The organism is Lacticaseibacillus jixianensis (genome assembly GCF_003946485.1).
Classification (GTDB): Bacteria; Bacillota; Bacilli; order Lactobacillales; family Lactobacillaceae; genus Lacticaseibacillus; species Lacticaseibacillus jixianensis.
Genome location: NZ_RHOJ01000001.1, coordinates 126,292 through 149,154, shown reverse-complemented (window position 1 = coordinate 149,154; position 22,863 = coordinate 126,292). Strand labels below are relative to the sequence as shown.

General features: G+C 59.5%; 21 protein-coding genes. 5 read left to right on the top strand and 16 right to left on the bottom strand.

Annotated elements, in window-relative coordinates; genetic code table 11:
- Positions 1–3: 3 nt before the first annotated feature.
- A complete protein-coding gene (locus tag EKM85_RS00720; RefSeq protein ID WP_225418909.1) occupies positions 4–717 on the bottom strand; it encodes a class A sortase in 714 nt (237 codons plus the stop codon).
- 163 nt (positions 718–880) lie between these two features.
- Here EKM85_RS00720 and EKM85_RS00715 point away from each other — a divergent pair, with 163 nt between their 5' ends.
- Entirely contained in the window at positions 881–2,251 is a 1,371-nt protein-coding gene (locus tag EKM85_RS00715; protein WP_225418908.1) for an MFS transporter, read from the top strand.
- Positions 2,252–2,299: 48 nt separating this feature from the next.
- Here the strand turns inward: EKM85_RS00715 and sfsA are convergent, their stop codons facing one another.
- The 4 genes from sfsA to EKM85_RS00695 all read right to left on the bottom strand — a co-directional run bounded on the left by sfsA (position 2,300) and on the right by EKM85_RS00695 (position 6,316).
- A complete protein-coding gene (gene sfsA, locus EKM85_RS00710; RefSeq protein ID WP_125584355.1) occupies positions 2,300–3,025 on the bottom strand; it encodes a DNA/RNA nuclease SfsA in 726 nt (241 codons plus the stop codon).
- 44 nt (positions 3,026–3,069) lie between these two features.
- Positions 3,070–3,531: a universal stress protein gene (locus tag EKM85_RS00705; protein WP_125584354.1), complete on the bottom strand. Its 462-nt coding sequence runs from the start codon at positions 3,529–3,531 to the stop codon at positions 3,070–3,072.
- A gap of 739 nt (positions 3,532–4,270) precedes the next feature.
- Complete coding sequence (locus EKM85_RS00700; RefSeq protein WP_125584353.1) at positions 4,271–5,362, bottom strand: metallophosphoesterase family protein; 1,092 nt, start codon at positions 5,360–5,362, stop codon at positions 4,271–4,273.
- Between the two features lie 39 nt (positions 5,363–5,401).
- The gene (locus tag EKM85_RS00695) at positions 5,402–6,316 is read right to left on the bottom strand and encodes a 1,4-dihydroxy-2-naphthoate polyprenyltransferase (protein ID WP_125584352.1); all 915 of its coding nucleotides are present in this window, start codon (positions 6,314–6,316) and stop codon (positions 5,402–5,404) included.
- Between the two features lie 86 nt (positions 6,317–6,402).
- Between EKM85_RS00695 and EKM85_RS00690 the strand changes: the two genes are divergently transcribed.
- Positions 6,403–7,371 carry a polyprenyl synthetase family protein gene (locus EKM85_RS00690; protein WP_125584351.1) on the top strand — a complete coding sequence of 323 codons (969 nt, stop codon included), beginning with the start codon at positions 6,403–6,405 and terminating at the stop codon, positions 7,369–7,371.
- A gap of 225 nt (positions 7,372–7,596) precedes the next feature.
- Here the strand turns inward: EKM85_RS00690 and cydC are convergent, their stop codons facing one another.
- The 5 genes from cydC to EKM85_RS00665 all read right to left on the bottom strand — a co-directional run bounded on the left by cydC (position 7,597) and on the right by EKM85_RS00665 (position 14,954).
- Positions 7,597–9,318, bottom strand: coding sequence for a thiol reductant ABC exporter subunit CydC (gene cydC, locus EKM85_RS00685; RefSeq protein ID WP_125584350.1), 1,722 nt, complete (start codon positions 9,316–9,318; stop codon positions 7,597–7,599).
- Positions 9,305–11,047 (bottom strand): thiol reductant ABC exporter subunit CydD, encoded by a 1,743-nt coding sequence (cydD, locus tag EKM85_RS00680; RefSeq protein ID WP_125584349.1) that lies wholly within the window; start codon positions 11,045–11,047, stop codon positions 9,305–9,307. Before cydD ends, cydC begins: the two co-directional genes overlap by 14 nt.
- A gap of 28 nt (positions 11,048–11,075) precedes the next feature.
- Complete coding sequence (gene cydB / locus EKM85_RS00675; RefSeq protein ID WP_125584348.1) at positions 11,076–12,083, bottom strand: cytochrome d ubiquinol oxidase subunit II; 1,008 nt, start codon at positions 12,081–12,083, stop codon at positions 11,076–11,078.
- A complete protein-coding gene (locus EKM85_RS00670) occupies positions 12,080–13,504 on the bottom strand; it encodes a cytochrome ubiquinol oxidase subunit I (protein WP_125584347.1) in 1,425 nt (474 codons plus the stop codon). The genes cydB and EKM85_RS00670 overlap by 4 nt, the downstream gene beginning before the upstream one ends.
- Positions 13,505–13,652: 148 nt before the next feature.
- Positions 13,653–14,954 (bottom strand): pyrimidine-nucleoside phosphorylase, encoded by a 1,302-nt coding sequence (locus EKM85_RS00665; RefSeq protein WP_125584346.1) that lies wholly within the window; start codon positions 14,952–14,954, stop codon positions 13,653–13,655.
- A 116-nt stretch (positions 14,955–15,070) separates the two neighbouring features.
- On the opposite strand from EKM85_RS00665, the gene add reads away from it, so the two are divergent.
- Positions 15,071–16,090: an adenosine deaminase gene (gene add, locus EKM85_RS00660; protein WP_125584345.1), complete on the top strand. Its 1,020-nt coding sequence runs from the start codon at positions 15,071–15,073 to the stop codon at positions 16,088–16,090.
- 67 nt (positions 16,091–16,157) lie between these two features.
- On the opposite strand, the gene EKM85_RS00655 is transcribed toward add, so the two are convergent.
- Positions 16,158–17,600, bottom strand: coding sequence for an amino acid permease (locus EKM85_RS00655; protein WP_379882103.1), 1,443 nt, complete (start codon positions 17,598–17,600; stop codon positions 16,158–16,160).
- 161 nt (positions 17,601–17,761) lie between these two features.
- Positions 17,762–18,928 (bottom strand): GNAT family N-acetyltransferase, encoded by a 1,167-nt coding sequence (locus EKM85_RS00650; protein WP_125584343.1) that lies wholly within the window; start codon positions 18,926–18,928, stop codon positions 17,762–17,764.
- Between the two features lie 149 nt (positions 18,929–19,077).
- Between EKM85_RS00650 and EKM85_RS00645 the strand changes: the two genes are divergently transcribed.
- Positions 19,078–19,317, top strand: coding sequence for a hypothetical protein (locus EKM85_RS00645; RefSeq protein ID WP_125584342.1), 240 nt, complete (start codon positions 19,078–19,080; stop codon positions 19,315–19,317).
- Here the strand turns inward: EKM85_RS00645 and EKM85_RS00640 are convergent.
- Complete coding sequence (locus EKM85_RS00640) at positions 19,314–19,805, bottom strand: hypothetical protein (protein WP_125584341.1); 492 nt, start codon at positions 19,803–19,805, stop codon at positions 19,314–19,316. The two genes, EKM85_RS00645 and EKM85_RS00640, sit on opposite strands and share 4 nt — an antisense overlap.
- Positions 19,806–20,047: 242 nt before the next feature.
- On the opposite strand from EKM85_RS00640, the gene EKM85_RS00635 reads away from it, so the two are divergent.
- Positions 20,048–20,233 (top strand): hypothetical protein, encoded by a 186-nt coding sequence (locus EKM85_RS00635; protein ID WP_125584340.1) that lies wholly within the window; start codon positions 20,048–20,050, stop codon positions 20,231–20,233.
- Positions 20,234–20,242: 9 nt separating this feature from the next.
- Here EKM85_RS00635 and EKM85_RS00630 read toward each other — a convergent pair whose 3' ends face one another.
- The 3 genes from EKM85_RS00630 to EKM85_RS00620 all read right to left on the bottom strand — a co-directional run bounded on the left by EKM85_RS00630 (position 20,243) and on the right by EKM85_RS00620 (position 22,650).
- Positions 20,243–21,166, bottom strand: a complete 924-nt coding sequence (locus tag EKM85_RS00630) for a DMT family transporter (RefSeq protein WP_125584339.1) — start codon at positions 21,164–21,166, stop codon at positions 20,243–20,245.
- Between the two features lie 29 nt (positions 21,167–21,195).
- Positions 21,196–21,729 (bottom strand): DNA-3-methyladenine glycosylase I, encoded by a 534-nt coding sequence (locus tag EKM85_RS00625; RefSeq protein WP_125584338.1) that lies wholly within the window; start codon positions 21,727–21,729, stop codon positions 21,196–21,198.
- 471 nt (positions 21,730–22,200) lie between these two features.
- A complete protein-coding gene (locus EKM85_RS00620) occupies positions 22,201–22,650 on the bottom strand; it encodes a universal stress protein (protein ID WP_125584337.1) in 450 nt (149 codons plus the stop codon).
- Positions 22,651–22,863: the final 213 nt, after the last annotated feature.

The following is a 22,863-nucleotide window of genomic DNA, read 5'->3' as shown; positions in this document are numbered from 1 at the left end:
GGTTTACTTATCTGCCTTAAAGACCTTCAGGTGCTTGGCGGTCGCCTTGGTGACCTTGGTGAGCTCGCCGCGCACCATGATCCGATCTGCGCGCGTGGCCGTGGTGACCTCACACGTGATCAGCGTGATGAGCCGTTTGCCCGGCACCGGATCGACCCACTGCACCTCGTACTGGTCGACGTTCTTCTTCAGCGTCACCTTGTAGCGGTATACGTTCTTCAGGTCCGTGATGTAGACATTATCGCCCTTCTTCACGTAGCCTAAAGGCGAAAACAGCACCCCTTTGTGGGAGGTGTCATGGCCGGCCAAGGCGTAGTTGCCTTCACCCATCTTCTGGTCCGCCGTCATCGTTGCCGCCCCCACGGAAAGGTTGTCGTTGGCCAGCCCCTTCATGATTGGAAGGCGCAGCGACACCTTGGGCACCGCGATCATCCCGATCGCGTTTTTCGTGTTCATGGCCGCATTGCCGACTGTGCCCAGGTCCAGGTCGTTCACCTTGGAAAAGTCGTAGGTGGCCTTTTTCTTACTGTTCTTATCGACGGTGTTCTTGTCGATCGCATTGAGCGTGGTGCGGCTCATCCAGTCAACCACAAACAGTTTGATTTGTTCATTAAAGACCAATGCCAAGCCGACCAGCAGGCCTAACGTTAGAAAGACCCGCCAGGCCCACGTTTTGGCTTTGCTTGCGCGCTTGTGGCGCCTTGGCTCATTTGCCATTCTCATCCTACCTCCTGGTTTGCTGCCTGGTTCTTGATGCTGATTATAACCCGGAATTGAATTGAGCACAACGAAGCGCCTTGCGTCTCACATTAGAGTGGTTATAATTGTCGGTGAAGTTAAGGGCTGCCTAACTGGCGACCCAAAAAGAGGATGAGGTATTTTGGCAAAAGCACCAGTATCAAGCTCCAGGCACACCGCATTTATCGTCACACTGCTGACCGGGACCTTCTCCATGTCGATCTCCCAATCGTCGTTGAGCACCGCCTACCCGGCCTTCATGCGCAGCTTTGACCTGGGTGCCAGCACCGTCGCCTGGCTGACGACCGGCTTCATGATGGTCATGAGCCTCATGATCCCCGTCTCACCCTGGCTCCTGAATAACGTCGGGTTTAAAAAACTGTTCCAAAGCGTCGTTAGCGTCTTTGCGGTGGGCACCTTGCTGTGCATTTGGGCACCGAGCTTTACCGTGCTGATGATCGGCCGGCTGATGGAGGCCCTGGCCGTGGGCATCATTTTCCCCAGTTACCAAACGGTCTTGCTGACGATCACCCCGCGCAAGGGCCGCGGCAAAACCATGGGTCTGGCCGGCCTGGTCATGGGGTCAGCGCTGGCGGTGGGGCCGATCATCTCCGGCGTGCTGCTCAGCTTCTTCCCGTGGCAGGCCCTTTTCGCCCTGTTTCTGATCGTGGCCCTGCTGGTGCTGGCGGCCTCGCCGGTCACCATCACCGACGTCATGCCGCAGCAGCTGTCGACGCTGGACTGGCTGTCCGTGGTGCTGGCCGCCAGCTTCCCGGCGTTGCTGTACGTGCTGTCTGAAGCCACCCACACCGGCATGACCGCCATCCTGTGGATGATCTTGCTGGTCTCGGCCCTGGCGGCCGTCTGGTTCGTCACCCGGCAGCTGCGGATGAACAAGCCCCTGCTTGAGCTGCGCGTGTTCAAGACGCCGCTGTTCACCAAGGCGGTCCTGATGACCGGCATTTCGTACATTGGCCTGATCGTCACCACCATCGTGATGCCCCTGTATTTTCAAGACATCCTGAAAGTCTCACCGCTGGTTTCCGGCCTGTCCCTGGTCCCGGCCGCCGTTGGCCTCAGCTTGCTGAACCCGCGGGCCGGGGCGCTGCTCGATAAGATCGGCCCGCGGCGGGTCGTCACGATCGGCATGAGCCTCATCATCATCGGCTTTGTCATGCTTGGCCTGTTAGTCGGCCACATGCCGCTGATCATCGCCATTATCGGGGCAATGCTGACCGAAGCTGGCAATGCTTTCGTCATGATGCCGGCGGTGACCGCCGGGGCCAACGCGCTGCCGCGGAACCTGATCTCTGACGGGACCGCCGTCACCACCACGGTCCGGCAGCTGCTGGGCTCCACCGGGGTCGCCGTCGCCACGATGATCCTCAGCACGGTGCAGGCGGCGACCGGCAGCGAACCCGCCGGCTTCACCGCCACCTTCTTTGCCTTTGCCGGCGTTGCGGTGGTTGGGCTGCTGCTGGGGCTAACTATGCCGGGCAAACAAAGCGCTTGACCCGCAAAATAATTCCCACCGCCGCAATGCGCGCGAGTGGGCGTTTGTTTAAGCTAGCGAGAGCTCTTGAAACGGCAGCTGTTCGTCAAACCTGATGGCGTGGTCCAGGACGATCTCGTCCGGCGCGGTGCGGCAGGTCAAAGCGAGCACCTGAACGCCTGCCGCCTTAGCCGTCGTGATGGCCGGGGCGAGCTCAGGAAACCGGTCCTTGAAGATCGTCATGCTGGTGATGCCTGGCAGCTGCACCACGAACACCAGGTACGCCAGGTAGCCGCTTTGCGCCGCGTGGGTCAGCGTGTGGACATGTTTTAAACCGCGCAGGGTGGGCGCGTCGGGAAACGCGGCCCGCGCGCCGTTGGCCAAGGTCACGCCCTTCACCTCAACGAACCAGGCCCGGCCCGCCCCATCCTGGCCGGCGAAATCCAGGCGGCTATCCCGGTACGTGGTTTCCGGGCGCACCTGGTACGGCTCTTGGCAGGCCGGCAGCACCAAACTACCATCGCTCAGCGCCGCCTTGACCACCCGGTTAGGCGCAAGGCTGTCGATGTTGATCCAGCGACCGTCCCGCTGAACGGCCAGGATGTCATACGGGGTCTTACGGGCCGGATTGTCCGCGCGGCGAATGCTGATGGGTGCCCCGGCCAGCAGCAGTTCCTTGTTGCGACCGGTATTACTGAGGTGCGCGGCCACTGCCTGCCCATCAAGGTCAACCGTCACGGTGAACCGACTGATGCGTTTAATGACCTGACCCACAACGACGTTTGAATACTTCACAATACCCTCCAATTAAAAAAGCCGGCACCGGGCCGGCAACGTGATCAACGCACAATGATGACTGAAGCGTCCGCTTCCCGGGCGATTTCGGCGGCGACGTGGCCCAGCCGCGAGCGGCCGCGCCGCTCGTGCGAGCCCAAGATGATCAGATCCGGCTTGAACGCCGGCACGATCTCGTCCAGGATGACCGCGGCCGGCTTGCCTTCACCGATCAACGGCTGGACGTTCTGCGCGCCAAACGCCTCCGCTTTTTCCACGTAGGTGTTCAAGTGGTCGGCCATCTGGCTGCGCCGCTCCGACAGCAGGTCCGGGGAAAGCGACTGGTAGATGTTCAAGTCGCCGGTCTCCAGGACGGAGACGATGCCGAGTGGGATGTTGTAGATCTTTGCCAGTGTAACCGCATAGTTGAACGCCTTGTGCGACGAATCATCGTCATCGTCGTCCACCGCGAGCAGCAGACGGTTATAATGCATCGATTCGACTTCAAAATCATTTTCAGTAGCCATGTGCATTCCTCCATTCCAAAGACCCTCCAGCTGACGCAGTGGCCTGCCGGTGCTTTCCCCTGATTATACCGCAGCTGGCTCAAGTCAGGAAAAAGCAGGGACCGAGTCGCCGGACCCATTGTCGCGATAATAACGATCCAGCACCAGCGGGCCGGCCGCAACGCCGGCTTTGGCCTTAAGATAGCATTGCCTGCGACTCACCGCAAGCGCGGTAAACGCAAAAAAATAGGCTTCAAATCGGATCTTGCACTAATCACGATTCGAAGCCCTTAAGAGTTAAGGTGATCCTCAGTTTCTTGAAATTGCTTACTCAAAACTTGGATACTGCGACACCTCTAATATCTCTTATTCACTTTTACGGTCAGACAACTTGAAGAACTGTGGTGCGGCCAGATAACTTGGCGTTGTGTGTTGTTACTCTAATCAACCGATATGCACCTTTATCTTGTCGTCATTCCGCTTGGATTATTGAGTCTCTTTAGCAGACCCACACCTCCATTAAACTGACAACTTCTTGGTTCTATCAGGTAGTTCACTTGGTGGCACAGTACTTGCTGTACCTTCACTCGATGCATGTGTTGGACAACCGACATGTTCGAGCTGGTCTTACACTTGGAACTGGTGGTGCTTCCGAGTGACCTCCCCTAACTCCACCTATAATATACCATGAACCCCGCCAAGGTGCAAGCGCTTACTTGTTATTTTTGCGAGAAAAAAGAGCGGCAACGCCGCCCCTTTCCTAGTACCGAAACTGCCGCAGCGGCGAGGCTGCCCCGTAGCCAAATTCGCGCAGCATCCGCTTGGCCGGATCCACCGACACGATGTAGCCCGCGTACTCGCTCGGGGTATTGATCAGCCGGTTCCACTTGCGGTTGTAATTCGTGGTCAGCCCGTGCAGGCGCCCCATCAAGGCCGAGCAATTGAGCAGGCTGTAGTGAATACCATTGACCCGGTAGTCCTCTTCGGTGTGCCAGTGGCCAGCCAGGTAAGCGATGATTTTCCCACCAGTCGCAGTGAAATCAAAGCGCGCCGTTCCGCCAAAGTCCGGGTGACTGCCGCACTCGACCCGCCCGGCAAGCTTCTCGTTAAAGGCCCGCAGCACCTCATGAAGCGGCCGACCGTTGTAGCGCAGGCCGGGTTTACCGCTGCGCACCATGGCTGGCGCGTGCGCCATGATCAGCACATCGCGCGCGCCGGCGTCCTGCAGAATGTCGATCAGCTCCTGGATCTGGTCGGCCGTCACCGCCAGCGTCTTTTTTAAGTCGTAATTGCGGCGCCCGCCGATCCAGCGCACTGGCACGTCGGACGTGTTGATCACGACCACGCGGACGCTCGCCGCGTCAAAGTAGGCGACCCCGTGGCGGGTCACGGTCGGGCCGCCGACCTGCTGCCGCATCGGGGCGAAGATCGTTTCGTTAAAGACCCAGGGGTGGAAGCTGCCCGCGAAGCGCCGATTTTTCTCAGCGTACTTATCGTTGTCGTCATGGTTCCCCTTGGCGATCACGAACGGGAGGTCGTCCGCCTTGTAGTCAGCCGCAATGTTGCGCAGACGCCACATCGTCATGAACGTCGGCTCGGACCCGTCGACCAGATCGCCCAGGTGAATGCGCCACGACACCGGCAACTCACCGGCCAGCCAGTGCTGCTCCTGCACGTGCCAGTAGCCGTTGGGCCCGTAGTACGTGCGCGAAAAGGCCGTCCGGTCATGACTATCGGTGATCACCGCCAAGTTCAACGCGGTGCTCGGCAGCTGGGGCCGCACCCACTCGGCAAACCGAGTCAAATCAGCTTTAGCAAACCGGCGAATCGAAATATTGGGACGAAGCAACATAATGACGTCCTCCTAAACGGTGCCACGGCACCGCGAATTTTAGAGATCGAACAAGACCCCTAGCGCCATAAAAACGACCTGCGCCAGGGTGATCAGAAACAGATTCTTAATGGCCATCACAAAGGTTTCCGTTTTGACCGGCCGGCTGACAAACGCCCGCACGTTCTTCACGACGACCGGGATCGTCGCCAAGGTCAGGAGCGTGAGGGCGGGCACGGCGCGCACCACGACCGCCGCGATCAAGGCGAGGTAGCCGGCCGCGTACAGGGCTTTGAAGAACACTAGGCTCTTCTTTCGGCCAAGGTAATACACGATCGTCCGCCGCCCGAGCTGCTTATCTTCTGTCTCATCGGCAATGTTGTTAGCCAACAAGAGCGCGGCAATGGCAGCCTGCGAAAGGCCCGAGGCGAGCAGGACGGGCCACACCAGCGACCACGTGAACGGTGCGACTGCAAACACGTTGACGTAGACGGCGATCAAGAAGATCACAAAGCCCATGGTGAACCCAGAGAAAAACTCCCCAAACGGCGTGCTGGAAATCGGCCGCGGCCCGCCAGCGTAACAGTACCCGACCACGAAACTGAACAAACCCAGCCCCAGCAGCGGCCACCCGGTGCGACTGACCATCCACAGGCCCAACGCCCCACTGACCGCGATCATGATCGCGATCAGCCATCCGATCATGCTGGGGTTCAGGTGTTCACGGCCAATGATGTTAGTGCGCTCGCGAAACGCATCGGCCTGCTCGCGCTCGGCGCGCCGGTAGTCCTGATAGTTGTCATTGGCGTCGACGGCCATGTTAAACAGCAGCATGGCAATAAAAAACACGACCAGTTCCGCCAGGTGGAGCGTATGGAAATGGTACCACGCGTACAGGGTGCCCATTAGAAAAGGAAACACCGACGCCGTCTTCGCCTTGATCTCCACCAATTCAAAAAACACTTTTGGCTTCATCAGTTGAACCCCCCTGAAATCGGTCTTGTCGTTGACACTGTCAAAGCCGCTGGGGTAGAGTTGACGTACAAGCGGAGGTCAACGGGATGGTTCAGATGCAGTGGCAGCAGTATCCAGAAGTCTATCACAAGCTTACTTTAGTCCAGGCCAAGCTGGCCAGCCGCACCCGCTTGCGCGTCCCGGTAGTGAATCAACGGGTGCAGGCGCAGATCGCGGCCGGCGGCAAAATGCTCCGCAGCGGGCTTATGTTCATGCTAGCGCGTTTTCATTCCGTTGACAATCCGGCTTTGATCTCCGCGGGCGCCGCCATCGAGGCCCTGCACCTCGCCACCCTGGCCCATGATGACGTCTTGGACGCCGCCGCGACTCGCCGCGGCACCGCCACGTTGAACACGACGGCCGGCAACAAGGCCGCCATTTATGCCGGCGATTTTCTCTTCTCCGTCTACTTCGATCTGCTGGCCGAGGCAGCGCCGAACGTGGCCAACGTCGGCCTGAACGCTCGGATCATGCACCGCATTTTCATGGGCGAGCTGGATCAAAACGCGGTGCCCCGCGGCACTGCCCTCACCGTCCACCAGTACCTGCGGCAGATCAGCGGCAAAACCGCCGCGCTGTTCGGCCTGGCCACGTATCAAGGGGCCCTTTTGTCTCAGGCCAGCGCTGAGCAGCAGGCCGCCGCGTACCGCTTTGGCCGCTGCGTGGGCATGGCTTTCCAAATGATCGACGATCTGCTTGACGTCACGGGTGATCCCAATCGCATGCAAAAACCGCAGCTGGAGGACCTCAAAAACGGCATCTACACCCTGCCGACCCTCTTCGCCCTCCGCCAAGACGATGGCACGCTTAGCGCCCTCTTAGCGGACGCGGCGAAAGACCCGGAGCGCCTCCACCGGGCGGGGGTGCTCATCGCGAGCGCCGGCGTGCCCGAGGCCGAGCGAGTGGCCGCTGCCTACACGCAAAAAGCGCTGGCCAGTCTGGCCGCCTTTCCGGCCGGGCCAAAGCGCGACGAGCTGCGGCACCTGACCCAGGCACTGCTGAGGCGGACCAGATAAAGTCGGGGCGCACACAAGCGCCCCTGCGTTATGATTCAGAGAACGAATCATGATGCAACAAGCCCCTGCAATATGATTCAAAAAACGAATCATGATGCAACAAGCCCCTGCACGGCGATTCGCACTGAATCACCGCGCAGGGGCCTTTGCATGTCCAGCCAGCGGGAAACCGCCAGACCTTGGCCTTGCCCACCCGCCTTTTCCCCTAGTCGGCCCAGTGCTGGCTTACGCTTGGCCCGCATCCAGCGCGTACAGACGCCGGTACCGCTCGTTTTGTTCCATCAAGTCTGCCGGCTTACCAGCCATGGTCAACTTGCCGGCTTCCAGGAAAATGACCTGGTCGCATTGGCTGACCCCCTGCAAATGATGGGTCACCCACAACACCGTTTTGCCGGCCAGCACCCGAAACATGGTGTCCAGCAGCGCCTGCTCGGTGATCGAATCCAGGCCCACGGTCGGCTCATCCAGCAGGACGATCGGCGCGTCTTGAAGCAGGATCCGCGCCAGGGCCAGCCGCTGCCGCTCACCGCCGGAAAAGCCGAACCCTGCCTCTTCGACCGGCGTATTGACGCCTTTAGGCAGGCCCGCGATCAGCTCGGCCAGCTGCACGTCCTCAAGCACGCGCTGAACGTCTGCGTCGCTGGCGGTTTCATTGCCCAGCCGCACGTTGTTGAGGATCGACGTGTTGAACAGAAACGGGCTTTGGTCCAGGACTGCGAACAGCTTCGTGCGCTGATCCTGGTACTGCAGCACATTAACGCCGTCCAGCGTCACACTGCCTTTGGTCGGCGTGAGGTCACCTAAGACCAGCTGCAGCAGCGTGGTTTTGCCCATGCCGCTGGGGCCCAGGATGGCCAGCTTTTGGCCGGCCGCAACAGTCAGATTCAGATGGTCGATCAACGCCTCGCTGCCCGCATCGTACTGAAAGGCCAAGTCGCTCACGGTGAGTGCCTTGACCGCGCCCGGTGCCGCTAACTGGGCAGGCAGCGTCCGCGTGGTCGGCTTCAGCTCGTTGAGGTGGGTAAGCGCCGTTTTGTAGGTTGGCCATTCACCGATCCCTTGGGCGACGTTGGAAAAGGCCATCGACAGCGGGAACATCACCAGCACGAACGCGCCGATCCAATCGGCGGTGAGCTGCGTGCCGGCGAAGTACCAGCTTGCCCACACCATCAGGCACGCCGGGATCGCGCCGAAGAACAGGGCGGCGACAAAATCGCGGGCCCACTGGAACATCTTGGACTGGTGCGTCGAGGCGGCCAGCTTGGTGGTCGTGGCGCTGGCTTCATCAACGAACTGACCCTGACGGTGGGTGATCGCCCAGTCGGACAGGCCCAGGACGGCATCGGTCAGGTCAACGTAAGCCTTTTGATTCAGTTCCTTTTGCCGCAGCTTCCGCTTGGTTTCGATCAACAGTCCCCACCACGGGATCAGGACGATCTGGATCAGCAGCAAAAGCAGCACCCACAGAGCGAAGCGCCAGTCAAAGAGACCCAGACCCAGCGTGATGAGTACCGTCAAGCCGCCAGCGACCACAGTGGGAAAAATCGCGCGCAGGTACATGTTTTGAATGTGCCCAATGTCATCGCTCAGCAGACTGAGGATGTCGCCGGTCTGGTGGTGTTCCTGCACGAACGCCGCATCGGTTTCGAGCACCTGATACAGCTTGCGGCGCATGTGACTGGTCACCTTCAGCACCCAGTTGTGCGAGGTCAGCCGCTCCAGGTACTGAAACACCGGCCGCCCGATCCCAAACGCCCGCGTCAGCACCACGGGCACGTAAATCGCGGCGAACAGCGGCATTGTGGCCGCAAAATCGATCAGGTAGCCCGAGGTGAACATCAAGGCACCAGCGGCAATATAGGTCAGCACGCCGAGGGCCAGCGACCAAAACAGCAGGTTCTTGTAGCGGCGCAGGTCCGGCCGCACCCAGGTATCATTTTTGAACATTGAACTCACCTCGCATTTCCGCGACCAGTTCCTGGTAAGGCTGCGAGTGCGCCTGCAGGTCAGCCGGCGTGCCTTGCGCGACGACCCGGCCCGCCGCCATCACAATCACCCAGTCCATCTGGTTGAGCCAGTGGAGCCGGTGGGTAGCAAAAATCACCAGCCGGTCCTTAAAGAGCGGGACCAGCGTAGCCTTCAGCGCGGCTTCGGTTTCGATGTCCAAGTGCGCGGTCGGCTCGTCAAACAGCCAGACCTGCCGCTTGGTGTCCAGCAAGGTCCGCGCCATCGCGATTCGCTGGGCCTGACCGCCGGAAATCCCCCGGCCGCCTTCGCCGATGCGCGTGGCCAAGCCTTCGGGCAGCGTCTTCAGCCAGTCGGTCAGCCCGGCCTGGTCAACGGCCGCCGCCACGTCATCATCGCTGGCATCCGGCCGATAGAAGCGGACGTTATCAGCGATCGACGTCGCAAAAATGTACGGCGCCTGCGGGATATACGACAGGTGGTCCTGCCAGGCGGGCTGCGCCATGTGCGCCAAGGGGTGACCATTCGCGCGGAACGGCGTCGTGGCCCCCGCCGGCTGCAAGAAGCCGCCGATCAGGTTCAGCAAGGTCGACTTGCCTGACCCGCTGGGGCCGATGATGGCGACTTTTTGGCCGCCGTGCAGCGTGAAGTTCGCATCAGTCACCCCCGTCTGCCGACCAGGGTACGTGAAGTTCAGGTGCGTTGCAGAGAGCGTCGCGCCGTGGTCCCAGCCGGTCAGTTCTGGCAGGCCTTCGGTCGGCGTCGGCACCGGCTGCGCCAGCACTGCCAGCACGGCACTCATGGCGTTTTTGCCGTTGAGCGTGGCGTGATAATCATTGCCAAACTCGCGGATCGGCATGAAGTACTCCGGCGCGAGGATCAACGCCACCATCGCCGGGTACAGCGAAAGGCGGCCATTCAGCAGGTCAATCCCCATGAACACGGCGACGACCGCGATCGACAGCGTCGCGAAAAAGTCCATGGCAAAACTCGACAGCATCGCAATTTTCAGCACGCTCATCGTCTGTTTGCGATAGCGCTCGGAGACTTGGTAGACATTGGCCGCGTACTGCTTGGAAATGCCCATCAGCTGCAGGGTCTTCAGCCCGCGTAGGGAATCAATGAACTGGTTAGACATCGACTGAAACCCCGCGTACTGTTTCTCGGATTCGTCGCGGGCGGCGTAGCCCAGGATGATCATGAACAAAATGATCACCGGGAACATGATGAGCAGCGCGATGCCGGCCAGGTGCTGTTGCATGAAGATGTACACTAGCAGCACCCAGGGAATGATCATCATGTTGAGGATCTTGTTTAAGATCAGTTCGATGTAATTTTGCGTCTCGGGAATGCCGTCCAGCGCCATGGTCACCAAATTACCGGTGCCTTCCGTCGCCGCAACCGCGGGCCCCAGCGCGTACATTTTCGCCAGGAGCTGCCGCTGCAAGGCACCGGCCGTCTTGCGGGCGAAGCGCTCAGCGATCACGTTGCGGAGCCAGGTAATGGCCTGGCGCAAGGTGTACGCGACGGCAAAGCCGAGGACGAACACCCAGATCCCAGTCAGAGGTTTGCGCTGCCAGGCGTGCACGATGCCGGCGGCCAGAAAATGACCTTGGCCTAAAATGACAAATGCTTGCACGAGCGCGAGCCCGGCAAGCATTGTCATGATCGTCCGCATTCCCGGCAAACGCAGTAGTCGTTTGTCGATCATACTGTGAACTCCTTTGTTGACTTAAAAATCAGGCATTCCCTTTTGGCGCGATGCGCTTGTGGAAGACCACGTAGCTCCAAATGAAGTAAGCCAGCGCGATCGGCAGCAGCACGCAGGTGACCCCGGTCATAATTGCCAGCGTCAGCGGGCTGGCCGACGCGTCGGCAATCATGATCGAGTGCGCCGCGTTTTGCGCGATCATCACGCGGGGGAACAGACCGTTGAAGATCAGGCCGACCACCAGGGCGAGCCCCAGGCCAGAGCCGATGAACGACACCAGTTCGTTGTCCTTGAGTACCCCATAGTGCTGGATCACCGCCGCGCACACGATCAGCAAGATGATCAGCGTCGTGGAAATCGGGCGCTTGGCAAAGAAGTCGGTGAAGAAGAATACCAGCAGCGCGAAGACGACCTCGCCGGCATACAGGACCCAAGAGAGAACCTGATTGTACTGCCGCGCGCGAGCCCGCAGCGGACCGGTGGTCTTCAGCCGGATAAAGTTCAACCCGTGCATGAAGCACATCAAAGTGACCGCCACCCCGCCGACGATCGTCAGCAGGTTGACTTGGTTGCCCAGCGTGGCAAAGACGTTGCCCTTAGCGTCGATCGGCAGCGGCTGAATGATCGCCGTGAAGATCATCCCTAGCACAAACGGCGGGATCAAGGAGCCGATAAACAGCGCCCAGCGCCAAACGCTCCGGCCACGCAGGGTTTCCGCATGCGCCGCAAACTCAAATGAGACGCCGCGCACGATCAGCCCGAACAGCACCAGGAAGAACATGATGTAGAACCCGGAGAACAGGCTGGCGTACCACAGCGGATACGACGCGAACATCGCCCCACCGGCCGTGATTAGCCAGACCTCATTGCCATCCCAGTGCGGGCCGATGGTGGCGACCAGCTGGGTCCGCTCGTCCTCGTTGTGGGCAAGCAGCCGGGTTGCCATGCCGACGCCGTAGTCAAAGCCTTCCAGGAAGAAGAAGCCCACGAACAGGACCAGCAGCAATAAGAACCATAACAGTTGTAAGCCGCTCATTTTGCGAACGCCTCCTTCGCAAACGGATCCTTGGTCACACCGTAATCGGTGTCCAGCGGACCATCCGGCCCATTTTTGAGCACGCGATGGCTGTAGTAGATCATCACGCCGCCCAGCAGGGTAAAGATCAGGAAGTACATAATGTTGGTGAACAGCAGCTGCCCCGCCGTGGTGGTCGGCGAAACCGCGTCCGCGATTGTGTACAGCCCGTAAACCACCCACGGGTAGCGGCCGAGCTCGGTGATGAACCAGCCGGCGGTGTTCGCGATGAACGGCAGCCACAGCGCAAAGCCCGTGAGGTAGAGCAGCCACCGTTTATTTTCGATCGTGTCCCGCTTCTTGCGTGAGAACCACAGCACTGCCGCGGACCCGATAATCAGGCCCGTGCCGACCCCCGCCATCACGCGGAAGGACCAGAACAGCGTCTTGACCGGCACGTAGTAATTCTTATCGGCCCCGTACTTCTCCTCCAGTTGCTTGTTGACGGTCTCCATACCCTTCACGGCACCGGTCGTCTTGTGATAAGACAACAGGCTCAGGAGGTACGGAATGTCGACTGCACCCTTGGTGGTGTGGTGCTTGGTGTCAATCAGCTCGACCACCGTCCACGGTGCCGGGCTCTTGGTATCCTTGTAGATCCCTTCAGTCGCCGCAAACTTCATCGGCTGGTCACTCATCATGAACCGGGTCTGGAAGTCGCCGACCACGACCACGCCGATGGACGCGATCAGGCCAACGATCAGGCCAATGCGCATGGACTGCTTGTAAAAGTCCACGTGGTCATGCTTGAGGATCCGCCAAGCGGACATCCCCGCCACGGCGAACGCCGCGGTCACAAACGCGCCAAAAACCACGTGCGGGAATTCGACCCACAGCTGCGGATTGGTGATCACGGCCATAAAGTCCACCAACTTAACGCGCCCAGTGGCCTCGTTGATGGCAAATCCGGTCGGGTGCTGCATGAACGAGTTGGCACTCAGGATCCAGATCGCCGACAGGGTCGTGCCCAGCCAGACCAGCCAAATCAGCACCGCGTGCGCCGCGGGCTTGAAGCGTTCCCACGTGAACATCCACAGACCGATGAACGTCGACTCCATGAAAAACGCAAGCAGCGCCTCAATCGCTAGCGGCGCGCCAAAAATGTCCCCCATGAACCGGGAGTAATTCGACCAGTTCATCCCGAACTGGAACTCCTGAATAATACCGGTGACGACCCCGACAGCAAAGCTCAACAGGAAGATCCTTCCCCAGAACTTGGCCATCTTCTTGTACATTTCGTCCTTCTTGCGCACGTACAGCGTCTCCATGATCGCGGTGACCAACGCCATCCCAATAGAAAACGGCACAAAAAAGAAGTGGAAAACGGTCGTCATGGCAAACTGAAACCGTGCAAGATCAAGAACTGACAACCCTGCAATCATCGCCATAACCTCCTCGCGGTGCCAGGTCGGCACCGAAATTGTCGACGTCCCCCACGTCGAAAAAAGTGCTTACATTGTTACGATTCTAGTTTAGCACCTGAGGCATAAAAAAACACGGTTTCCTCTTTGGAAAACCGCACCTTTCTTATCAACGAATTACTTTTTTGATTAATGGCGCCTTGGTGGGAGCCTTTTCGCCAATGGTGAAGGCCCGCTGAACTGCCGCTTCGACGGCCGCGACGTCTTCCGTATCCGCATGCAGGGTGGCCAGTGTATCGCCGGCCGTGACCGGGGTGCCCAGCTTCTTGTGAAGGACCAGGCCAACGGCCAGATCCAGCTTGTCGTCCTTTCTGGCCCGGCCGCCGCCCAGCTGCATCACTGCCAGGCCCAGCGCGTTGGTGTCAATGGCGGTGACCACGCCACCATGCGGCGCCTTGACGTTCACCTTGTATTTGGCCTGCGGCAGCCGGCTGGGATCATCGACCACGCGCACATCACCGCCTTGCGCCTGGATCAGCTGTTTGAACGCCGCCAGCGCCCGCCCGTCGCGCAGGGCGTCCTCCGCCATGCCGATCGCCTGCTCCAGGCTGTGGGTCTTGCCCCCCAGCACCAGCATGTGGGCGGCTAACGTCAGCGTCAGCTCGCGCACGTCTTTTGGCCCCTTGTTGCGCAGGATCGCGATGCTTTCAGCGATCTCCAGCGAATTCCCGATGGTGATGCCCAAGGGCTGATCCATGTCCGTGAGCAGCGCAACGCTTTGAACACCGGCCTGCTTGGCGATGCCAACCAGTGCGTGCGCCAGTTTTTCGGCCTGCTGCTCGGTCTTCATGAAGGCACCGCCGCCGACCTTCACGTCAAACACCAGCGCGTTGGTGCCCGAGGCGATCTTCTTCGACATGATTGAGCTGGCGATCAGCGGAATGGACTCGACGGTAGCGGTGACGTCCCGCAGTGCATAAATGCGCCGGTCCGCCGGCGCCAGGTCGCCGGAAGCCGAGACGATGGCCTGCCGGATCTGGCCAACCTGGTTTTTGAATTCCTGCTCACTTAAGTTGACCCGGAACCCGGGAATGCTTTCGAGCTTGTCCAGCGTGCCCCCGGTGTGGCCAAGCCCGCGGCCTGAGATCATCGGCACCGGCACCCCTAAGCAAGCAACCAGCGGCGTCAGCGGAATGCTGATCTTGTCCCCGACGCCGCCCGTCGAGTGCTTGTCGACCTTGATGCCGGGGATCGCATCCAGATTAAGCCGATCCCCCGAATTCAACATCGCAAACGCCAAGTGGCCCTGCTCTGTGTCCGTCATGCCCTGAAAGTAGGTCGCCATCAGAAAGGCGCTCATTTGGTAGTCAGGAATTTCGTCCTTCACGTACCCCGTGATCATCCAAGCGATTTCTTCCTTCGTCAGTGTTTGGCCGTCACGCTTCTTGGCGATCAGATCTACCATTCGCATACAATCTCCAGCTTTCCTTCTAGATGCCTCCATTGTAACAGAAACCAAAATGGCGGCTGAAATCGTTTGCCTGCCCGGCCAGTATGTTACACTGCATGTAGAATAGGAGGGCGATTATGGACGAAAAAGTGCTGCATGCAATCGGTAAAGTGGAGCTGCATTGCCACCTTGACGGCTCCCTGAGCCTGGAAATGATCCGGCAGCTGGCCGCCTTGATCGGCCAGCCGCTGCCGGCCAGTGACGCGGAGCTGCGTCAGTTGGTTTCTGCCCCACCGGACAGCGAAGACCTCATGGATTACCTCAAGCCGTTCGACTTCATCCGGCCCTTGCTGCAAACCAAGCAGGCGCTTGAAATGGCCGCGTATGACGTCATCGCGCAAGCCGCGGCAGAGAACGTGCGTTACATCGAGGTGCGCTTTGCCCCTGATCAGTCGACCGACCAAGGCCTGAGCGTGGCCGAGGCAACCACGGCGGTGATCGCTGGCCTCCACCGCGGCATGAGTCAGTTCGACATCATCGCGCGCGCCTTGGTCTGCGGCATGCGCCAGCTGCCCGTGGGCACGACGGCGAAAATGTTTGAGCAAACCGCCCCACTGTTGACCCGTGGCCTCGTCGGCGCCGATTTTGCCGGCAATGAAGCGGCTTTCCCCCCGACCGCGATCAAGCCCGCCATTCTGCGGGCCCAGCAGCTCGGCGTGCCGCTGACGCTGCATGCCGGCGAATGCCATGAGCCGCAGAACATCGAACAAACGCTGCGGCTAGGGATCCGGCGGATCGGCCACGCCACTGCGCTCTACGACCAGCCGGCGCTGATCCACCAATTCGTGAACGCTGGCGCAACGGCCGAACTTTGTCTGACCTCGAACCTGCAGACCAAAGCCGCCCGCAGCCTCGCCGAATTCCCGTACCCTGCCTTACACGCGGCGGGGGCCAAAATCACTATCAACACAGACAACCGGACCGTTTCGAACACCACCTTGACCCGTGAGTACTGGCTGTTCGGGCAGAACTTCGGCGTCACCCTCGCTGACCTTTTGGCCTTTAACCACACCGCGGTTGACGCTGCGTTTTGCACCGAGGCGCAAAAGGCGGTATTGCACGCCCGGCTGGAAAAGGATTATCAGCGGTACCTCTAATCGTAACCGTTAAAAACGCGCCGCCCTCAGCACTTGAGGGCGGCGCGTTTGCGTTTGGTCAGCGCGCTCAGGCTTTCAGCTCAGGCTTCTGCCGCCGGGCGATGGCGGGCAGGATCAGGCCAAGCGCCAGGAAGAGCAGCGGCGTGATCACGTTCAACCCCATCTGGAACCACCAAGTCGCGGGGTCCGCAGCAAAGCTGATTTTCGGCATCATGCCCATCACACAGGCAAAGGCCGTAAAGAAGAAGCACCAGCCGCCAATGACCATGCCCAGGCGCGGATTCTTCACAAACTCGTAGTCCGACTGGAACCGGTTCAGATGCTTGTTCAGCAGGATGTAAGCAAGGAAGACCCAGAGATAGCGCAGCGGCATGACCACGGAGTTCAGGTTTAGCAACCAATTGTAAAGCATGTTCATGTTGCCGATGCCCAGCGCCGGAACCACGATCAGCAGGCTGACCAGCACCCCGGTCATCCAGTACCCCTTCACCGGCGTCCCGTTCTGGTTCAGCTTGCGCAGGCCACGGGGCACAAACTCCGGGTCGGCGTCGCCCAGCAGGATCTTCAGCGGCGCGTCGATCGAAAAGGCGAGCGCGGAGATCTGCGCCATGGTTTGCGCCAAGGCGTACAGGATCACGAAGACGTTCCCCACGTGGTAGTACCCACCCAACTTGGCAAAGGCCAGGTAGGCCCCATTCGCCATCAGGTCCTGAGGAATGTGACTGGAGTTGAACAGCATCCCCATGCCGAAGCTCCCCAGGATCGCGCACAAGGCGACCATGCCGGCCAGCACCAGCATCCCCAGCGGAAATTCCTTGGCGGCGTGCTTGGTGCTGTTAACGTAGGGCGAGATCTTTTCCGCCCCGCCGACCGCAAAGACCAGCATGGACAGGGTCGTGAAGTAGTTGAGGTTGAAATTCGGCAGGTAGGTGCTGAGCCGGTCCATGTGCGGCGTGGCGATCGGCGTGCCCTTCACCATAAACGGGGCCGACACCGCCAGGATGATAAAGAGGAGCGACATAATGAACATGGCCGTCCCGGCCACCGAACCGATGCGGTTCAGCGTGGCCAGGCCCCGCGAAGACAGCCACAGAAAGACCAGAAACAACGCCAGGCAAATGAGCGAAACCGTCATTGAGGAGACCTCATTAACAAATTTACCATTGCCCTTGAAGAGCCAGCTGAGGGAGATCAAGATCCCCTGGGGCTTTTGCGCCAGGTACGGCACGTGCACGACCCAGTACGTCCAGGCGGCATAATAGGCCAGGCGCTTAGTGGACGTGCGCTTGATCCAGCTGGACACCCCGCCGCTTTCATCTTTGAAGGCGGAGCCGAGCTGGCCAACGATCAGCGCATACGGCACAAAGTACAGCAGCATGATTAGCACCCACGAGGTCACGACCGACAACCCCTGCTGGGCGTAGTTGTTGACCACGTTGCCGAGGCCCCACACCGCGACGAAGGCGATCAGCGCCACGTTGTACCAGCGCAGTTTTTTGCTTTCTTCCATCAGATTTCCCTACTTTCCCCCGTGCAGACTGACACAGGAATCTCTTTCAGTCTACGGAGGCGGCCAGGGATTTCAGTGAATCGTCAGTCAAAATCTGATGAGAATGTCGTTAGTAATCAAAAAGCCGCCCCAAAGTGCGGCGGCCGCGAAGCGTTTTTCCGTTAAAAGTAATCGTACAGCTGCGCCTGGCGCCCGCTCAGCGCTGACCCCACACTGGTGATGGTGAAGGGGTCGCCATCGATCAACCCGAGGCTGTACGCATCCTGCAAGGAGCGCACGCCGAACGTGGCCTTGACCAGCTGCTGGATCGACAGCGTGATCTGCGGGGTCCCCGCCTGCCGGGTGAAGCTGGCCTGCCCGTCGTCCAAGGCGAGCTGCCAGACGCCGGCGTTTTCTGGGATGTAATCGTCCTGGATCGCGATCAACACCGGGGCCAGATCTGACGTCTGGTACGGGTAGCGCCGCATAAAGTCGGCCACGTCCACGATCCTCGCCATCATGTACGGACGCACGGTGGTGTGCAGCACGCTGGGGTCGGGCAGCAGATCGTGTAGTGACTCCGGGTTGCCCGTCGTGTAGACGAGTTCGCGGTAGGCCGTGCGGTGACCGCCAATGAAGCGGGCCAGCGCCAGCAGCGCATCCAGATCATCGTGAAACTGCTCGAAGATCCGGAAGGTGGCGGCTTCGCGCTGGTAGACCACGTAGCCGGTCGGCCGGTCGCCCAAGGTGGCGATCGCGACTTCTCGGTCAGGATAGTGATCCGCCAGGTTCAGCCACCACCAGTCAGCCCGCCGCAGGCCGCCACGGGTGGCATCCAGGCTGCGCCCGTATACCTCCTGCATGGCCGGGATCGCCGCGCGAAACGGGACGCGGTGCACGCTCACCTCAGAGCTGCGTTGCGGTACTTTAGGAAAAGCGCTCGCCATCAGTCGGTGTTCAACTTGGTCGAACGCGCCTTCGTACCCAAACCGGCGGTAAAAAGTACTGGCAAACGGGGCCAGGTAAGATAGGGTCTCCCCTGCCTGGCGCATATCCTTGAAGGCTTCTTTCATGATGGCGCCGATGCCGCCGTGGCCCGCCGCCTCGGGGTAGGAAGCCACGTAACCGACGCCACTCATCTTGTAAGTAACGCCCGCAAAATCCACCTCAAAGTGGGTCCCAAGCACACCGCTTTCCAGCGGTGTGCCGATCCCCCACGCACTTGAATGCTCATACAAGCTGGCAAACGCCCGGTCGCGCGTTGCACTTTGCGGTTTGTTAAAGGCGTAGCGGGCGAGCGCGTAATAGGCGGCCTCGTCGGAAGCGGTCAAGCGGTCAACTGATGTCATCTTATCCTCCTACAAACGGTTCTTCATTAAGCGGCTGAGGCCCAAGACTTTCTTAAGTACATTTACTCACAAACTTCATCTTTTACCAGCGAAAAGGCCATAAATCCTGGTTATCCTTGAATTATCAACTAAGCGAAAGGATGATTCTCATGGAACTCAACCAAACGAACGTGGTGGCTGCCCAGCTTGAGGCAATTGCCTATCCAGAGATTGTGGCGCGCACCGAACGAGGCACCACGGTGATGATCGAAACGAACGAAAAACAGCGCGACGACCCCGCCTTCTGGCAGGCCATCAGCGCTATTCTCAAGCCTCGCCTGTGGGTGCCAGTTTCGCTTAGGCTGCACCAGTTGACTGACTCAGATTGGCTGATGCCTGAACCAAGCTAGGCCTCTTGCCACTGGCGAAAACGAGCGGCGGCGACGATCAACGTCACTGCTGCGTCGCGCGACAAAGCCGCCGTGATCGTGGCCAAATGCCCAGAAGTGGCCACGGCACCGATCACTTCGAGCCCAAACTTGACGATATTCAGATCCTTCTTGGCCTGGTAGCCATTATCGAAAACAGGCTCGTGGTTGTAGGTAAAATTGATTTCATCCTTGGTGATCGATCCGTCCACGTGGTTGACCATGATCCGGTCTTCCACCTCGCCAAGCGGCCGCTCATCGGCCATCAAGTTGAGCTTGTGGTCAGACTCCTCGCGGTCATAGCTGCCTTGCTTCATAACTAGGTAAGCGGCGGCAGGCTGTGCCAACACCTTCAGGTAGTCGATCGCCGCAAGCACCTTGTCCGTTGGCATGAGTGCCGTCTTGTCCAGCAGCTGATTATTGTTGGCCTCAAGCCAGTCGGCCAGTTCGCTGATTCCAAATTGATCCATTGTGCCCTCCACGTGTGACGGGACGAACCTTTCGCCCGAATTTTCATCAATGATATTGTACCATTGTCCAAGCATCTGCCCAAGGTGAGCGGCCACGCCGGCAACCCACCTAACCCTCGCGCGCCAAGCCTGCTATAATTAGCGTTGAGGATGAGTCTTTTAAGCGCGACTCATGCCTCGCTTCGGCAGCTTCCGGCCAGCACCGGCTGCTGCCAGTTGCCAGTTTCAAAGGAGGGATGATCATGCCCGACCTCAAACGGCCACTGCCGGTGTTTGATGCGCAAGGCCGCCCGCTGCGGCTAAAGCCTAAAATCACGTACAAGTTGCGCGTGAAGAACGGCTATATTCTCGCACTGACCTCCAACCAGCACCAAACCCGCTTACCGAATCTCGTTCACCTATCTGATCGTCAATCCCACGCCCAATAGGCGCAAAAGTCATGCCGCAGGGCGTGGCTTTTTTTGGTTCGGGGCGTGCGGCCCGGCCGCCGCCATCAGAAAGACGGTGCCAATAATGATCGCCGTCCCCAATATCTCCGCCGCCCCAAGGTGTAAGTGCAGGACCAGCACCGAGACCACCGTGGCGCCAATCGGCTCAAAGGCATCAAGCAGGCCGGCAGCGGTGGCCGAGATGTACCGCAGGCTGGCCAGGTAGGCCAGATAGGCGATCAGCGTGCCAAAGATCACAACGAACCAGAAGGCGCCCCAGCCAAAGCCATTGAGGTGCGGGATGCCGCGCCAAAGCGGCCGGTAGACGGTCATGACCAGACCCCCGATCAGCTGCGCCCAGCCGACGACCACTAGCGGTGAGAACCGGGCCAACAGCCCCGACGGCAGCAACGTGTACAGGGCCGCCGCAAGGGCCGCTCCTAGCCCCCACAACAGCGCCGCCGGCGAGATGGCCAGCGTCGTCAGATGGCCCTTGGTCACCACCAGCAGGGTCCCGAGCATTGCCAGCGCGATCACCAGCACATCAGTGCGCCTTGGCAGCTCGCGCGTCTTCAGCGCCAGGATCAGCAGGATCACCACCGGCGACAGGTATTGCAGTGTGGTCGCGGTGGGCGCGTTTGCCACTGCGACGGCCTTAAAGTAAATGAACTGCATGGTGATCATGCCAAAGATGATAAAAATGATCATCTGTGAAGCGTCGCGCCTGTTGCGCCAGGGGGCGAAGACTCGCTTACCTTCCCTCAGCCAGGCAAAAATCATGGTCAAGACGCCCGCGATCAGCATTTTGCTGCTGATGAGCCAGGCAACGTCAGTCCCCTGCTGAAACAACACTTCGCTCGCCGGCCCCGACACCCCCCAGAGACTGGAGCCGAAGATGGCAAGACTTAATCCTAACAACCGCTTATTGTGCATTGTTTTCCCTACCAAACGCAGATTATCAGTCAGGCGAGGTGGTCATCGATCACCCCGGCGCCCTGCAAGAAGCTGTAGGCTGAAGTCGGCCCGATCATCTTGATGCCGCGCCGCTTCATATCGTCCGCAACCGCCGTCGAAAGGGCCGTGTAAGCCGGCACGTCGGCCATCCGACGCGGCTTGTTGATGAGCTGCTGGCCGTTTGTAAAATGCCAGACGTACGCATCAAAACTCCCGTCCTCACGCTGAATCTGCTGGATCGCACGGGCGTTGTTTGGGATCGATTCAAGCTTACGCCGGTTGCGAATCAGCCGCACATCCTCAAGCAGCGGCGCCAAGTCGGCTGCGGTCATCGCCGCGACCACCGGAATATCGAACCCGTGAAACGCCTCGTTGAAAGCCGCCCGCTTGTTGAGCACCAATTCCCAGTTGAGCCCGATCTGCAAACTTTCCAGACTGAGCAGCTCAAACAGCTGGCGATCATCATGCTTGGGCACACCCCACTCGTGGTCGTGATAAGCTTTGAGCACCGGGCTTTTCGCCCACCAAACTGATTCTTCCATAGTATCACCTCCACGCCTAGATTACGCGTATTCCTGCCGAATTTCTGGACTTAAGGCTCGCCGCACGTCAGGGGGGCTGCGGAACGGCTTGGTTCCGGGCAGTGTCGCCCCGCTTGCCTAATCGGGCACCGGCTTGGCTACGCCCGAGCATCTAGCTACGCTCAAGCCCTCGCCGGCAAAGTACGCCGGCAATGGCTGGTGATATGCTCAGACTGTAGCCTTTTATGGCGTACAGTCTGACATGCGTAGCGGCTACCTGTCCCGCTAAGTACGCGACCCCTGCGCACCTTAACTGGGCTACGGGTCGACAACGCCCGAGCGCCTAGCTACGCCCAGGGCCTCGCCGCTAAAGTTCAGCGGCAAGGCCCTGGGCTAGGCTAAGCGTCGGGCTAAGTGCGTCGACCCTGCGCACCTTAACAAAAAAGATGCGGCGAATGGCCACATCCCTCACTACTTTATCCGACTAAGTGTCTATGCTTCAGTTTTAACGATCAGCACATCGCACGGCGCGGTGCGGTTGACGTACTCGGTGACAGAGCCGACGAGGACCCGTTCAACCGCGTTCAGCCCCGTTGCCCCGATCATGATCAAGTCGGTCTTGTGATCGTGCGGAAAATCGGTCGCGATCACGTTCTTGGGGTTGCCAAAGCGGACGTGGATCGCCACGTCGTCAAGCCCCGCCTGCTTCGCTCGCTCCTCTAATCCTTCTAAGTACTTCTGGGCATCCTGGGTCAGCTGGTAGATCGCGTCGCCGGAGATCATGCCGCCATAGCCGCCAATGAACTGCTTGGTGTCAAGGACGTTCAGGATGTCTAGGTGGGCGTGGTTGGTCTGGGCGACCTTGACCGCCTTGCTGAATGCCAGTTCCGCCTCGTCAGAGCCATCAACTGGAACCAGTATCGTGGTATATTCTTGATCCATGTGATCACACCCTCTCTTTTCTTAAGCGTAAATCATCGGCCGCCTAAAAACAAGCAGAAGCACCACCGTTTGCGGCCTGTTTTAAAGCCTTTTTCGCGCGACTGTTTTGGCATAAAAGAACGAAAAAAGCGCGGTCCCAAGATACCTAATCAATTTCGGCCACCCGCGATAATAAAAAACTCGATAAAATTGTCGCTAATGAATTGCATTTCG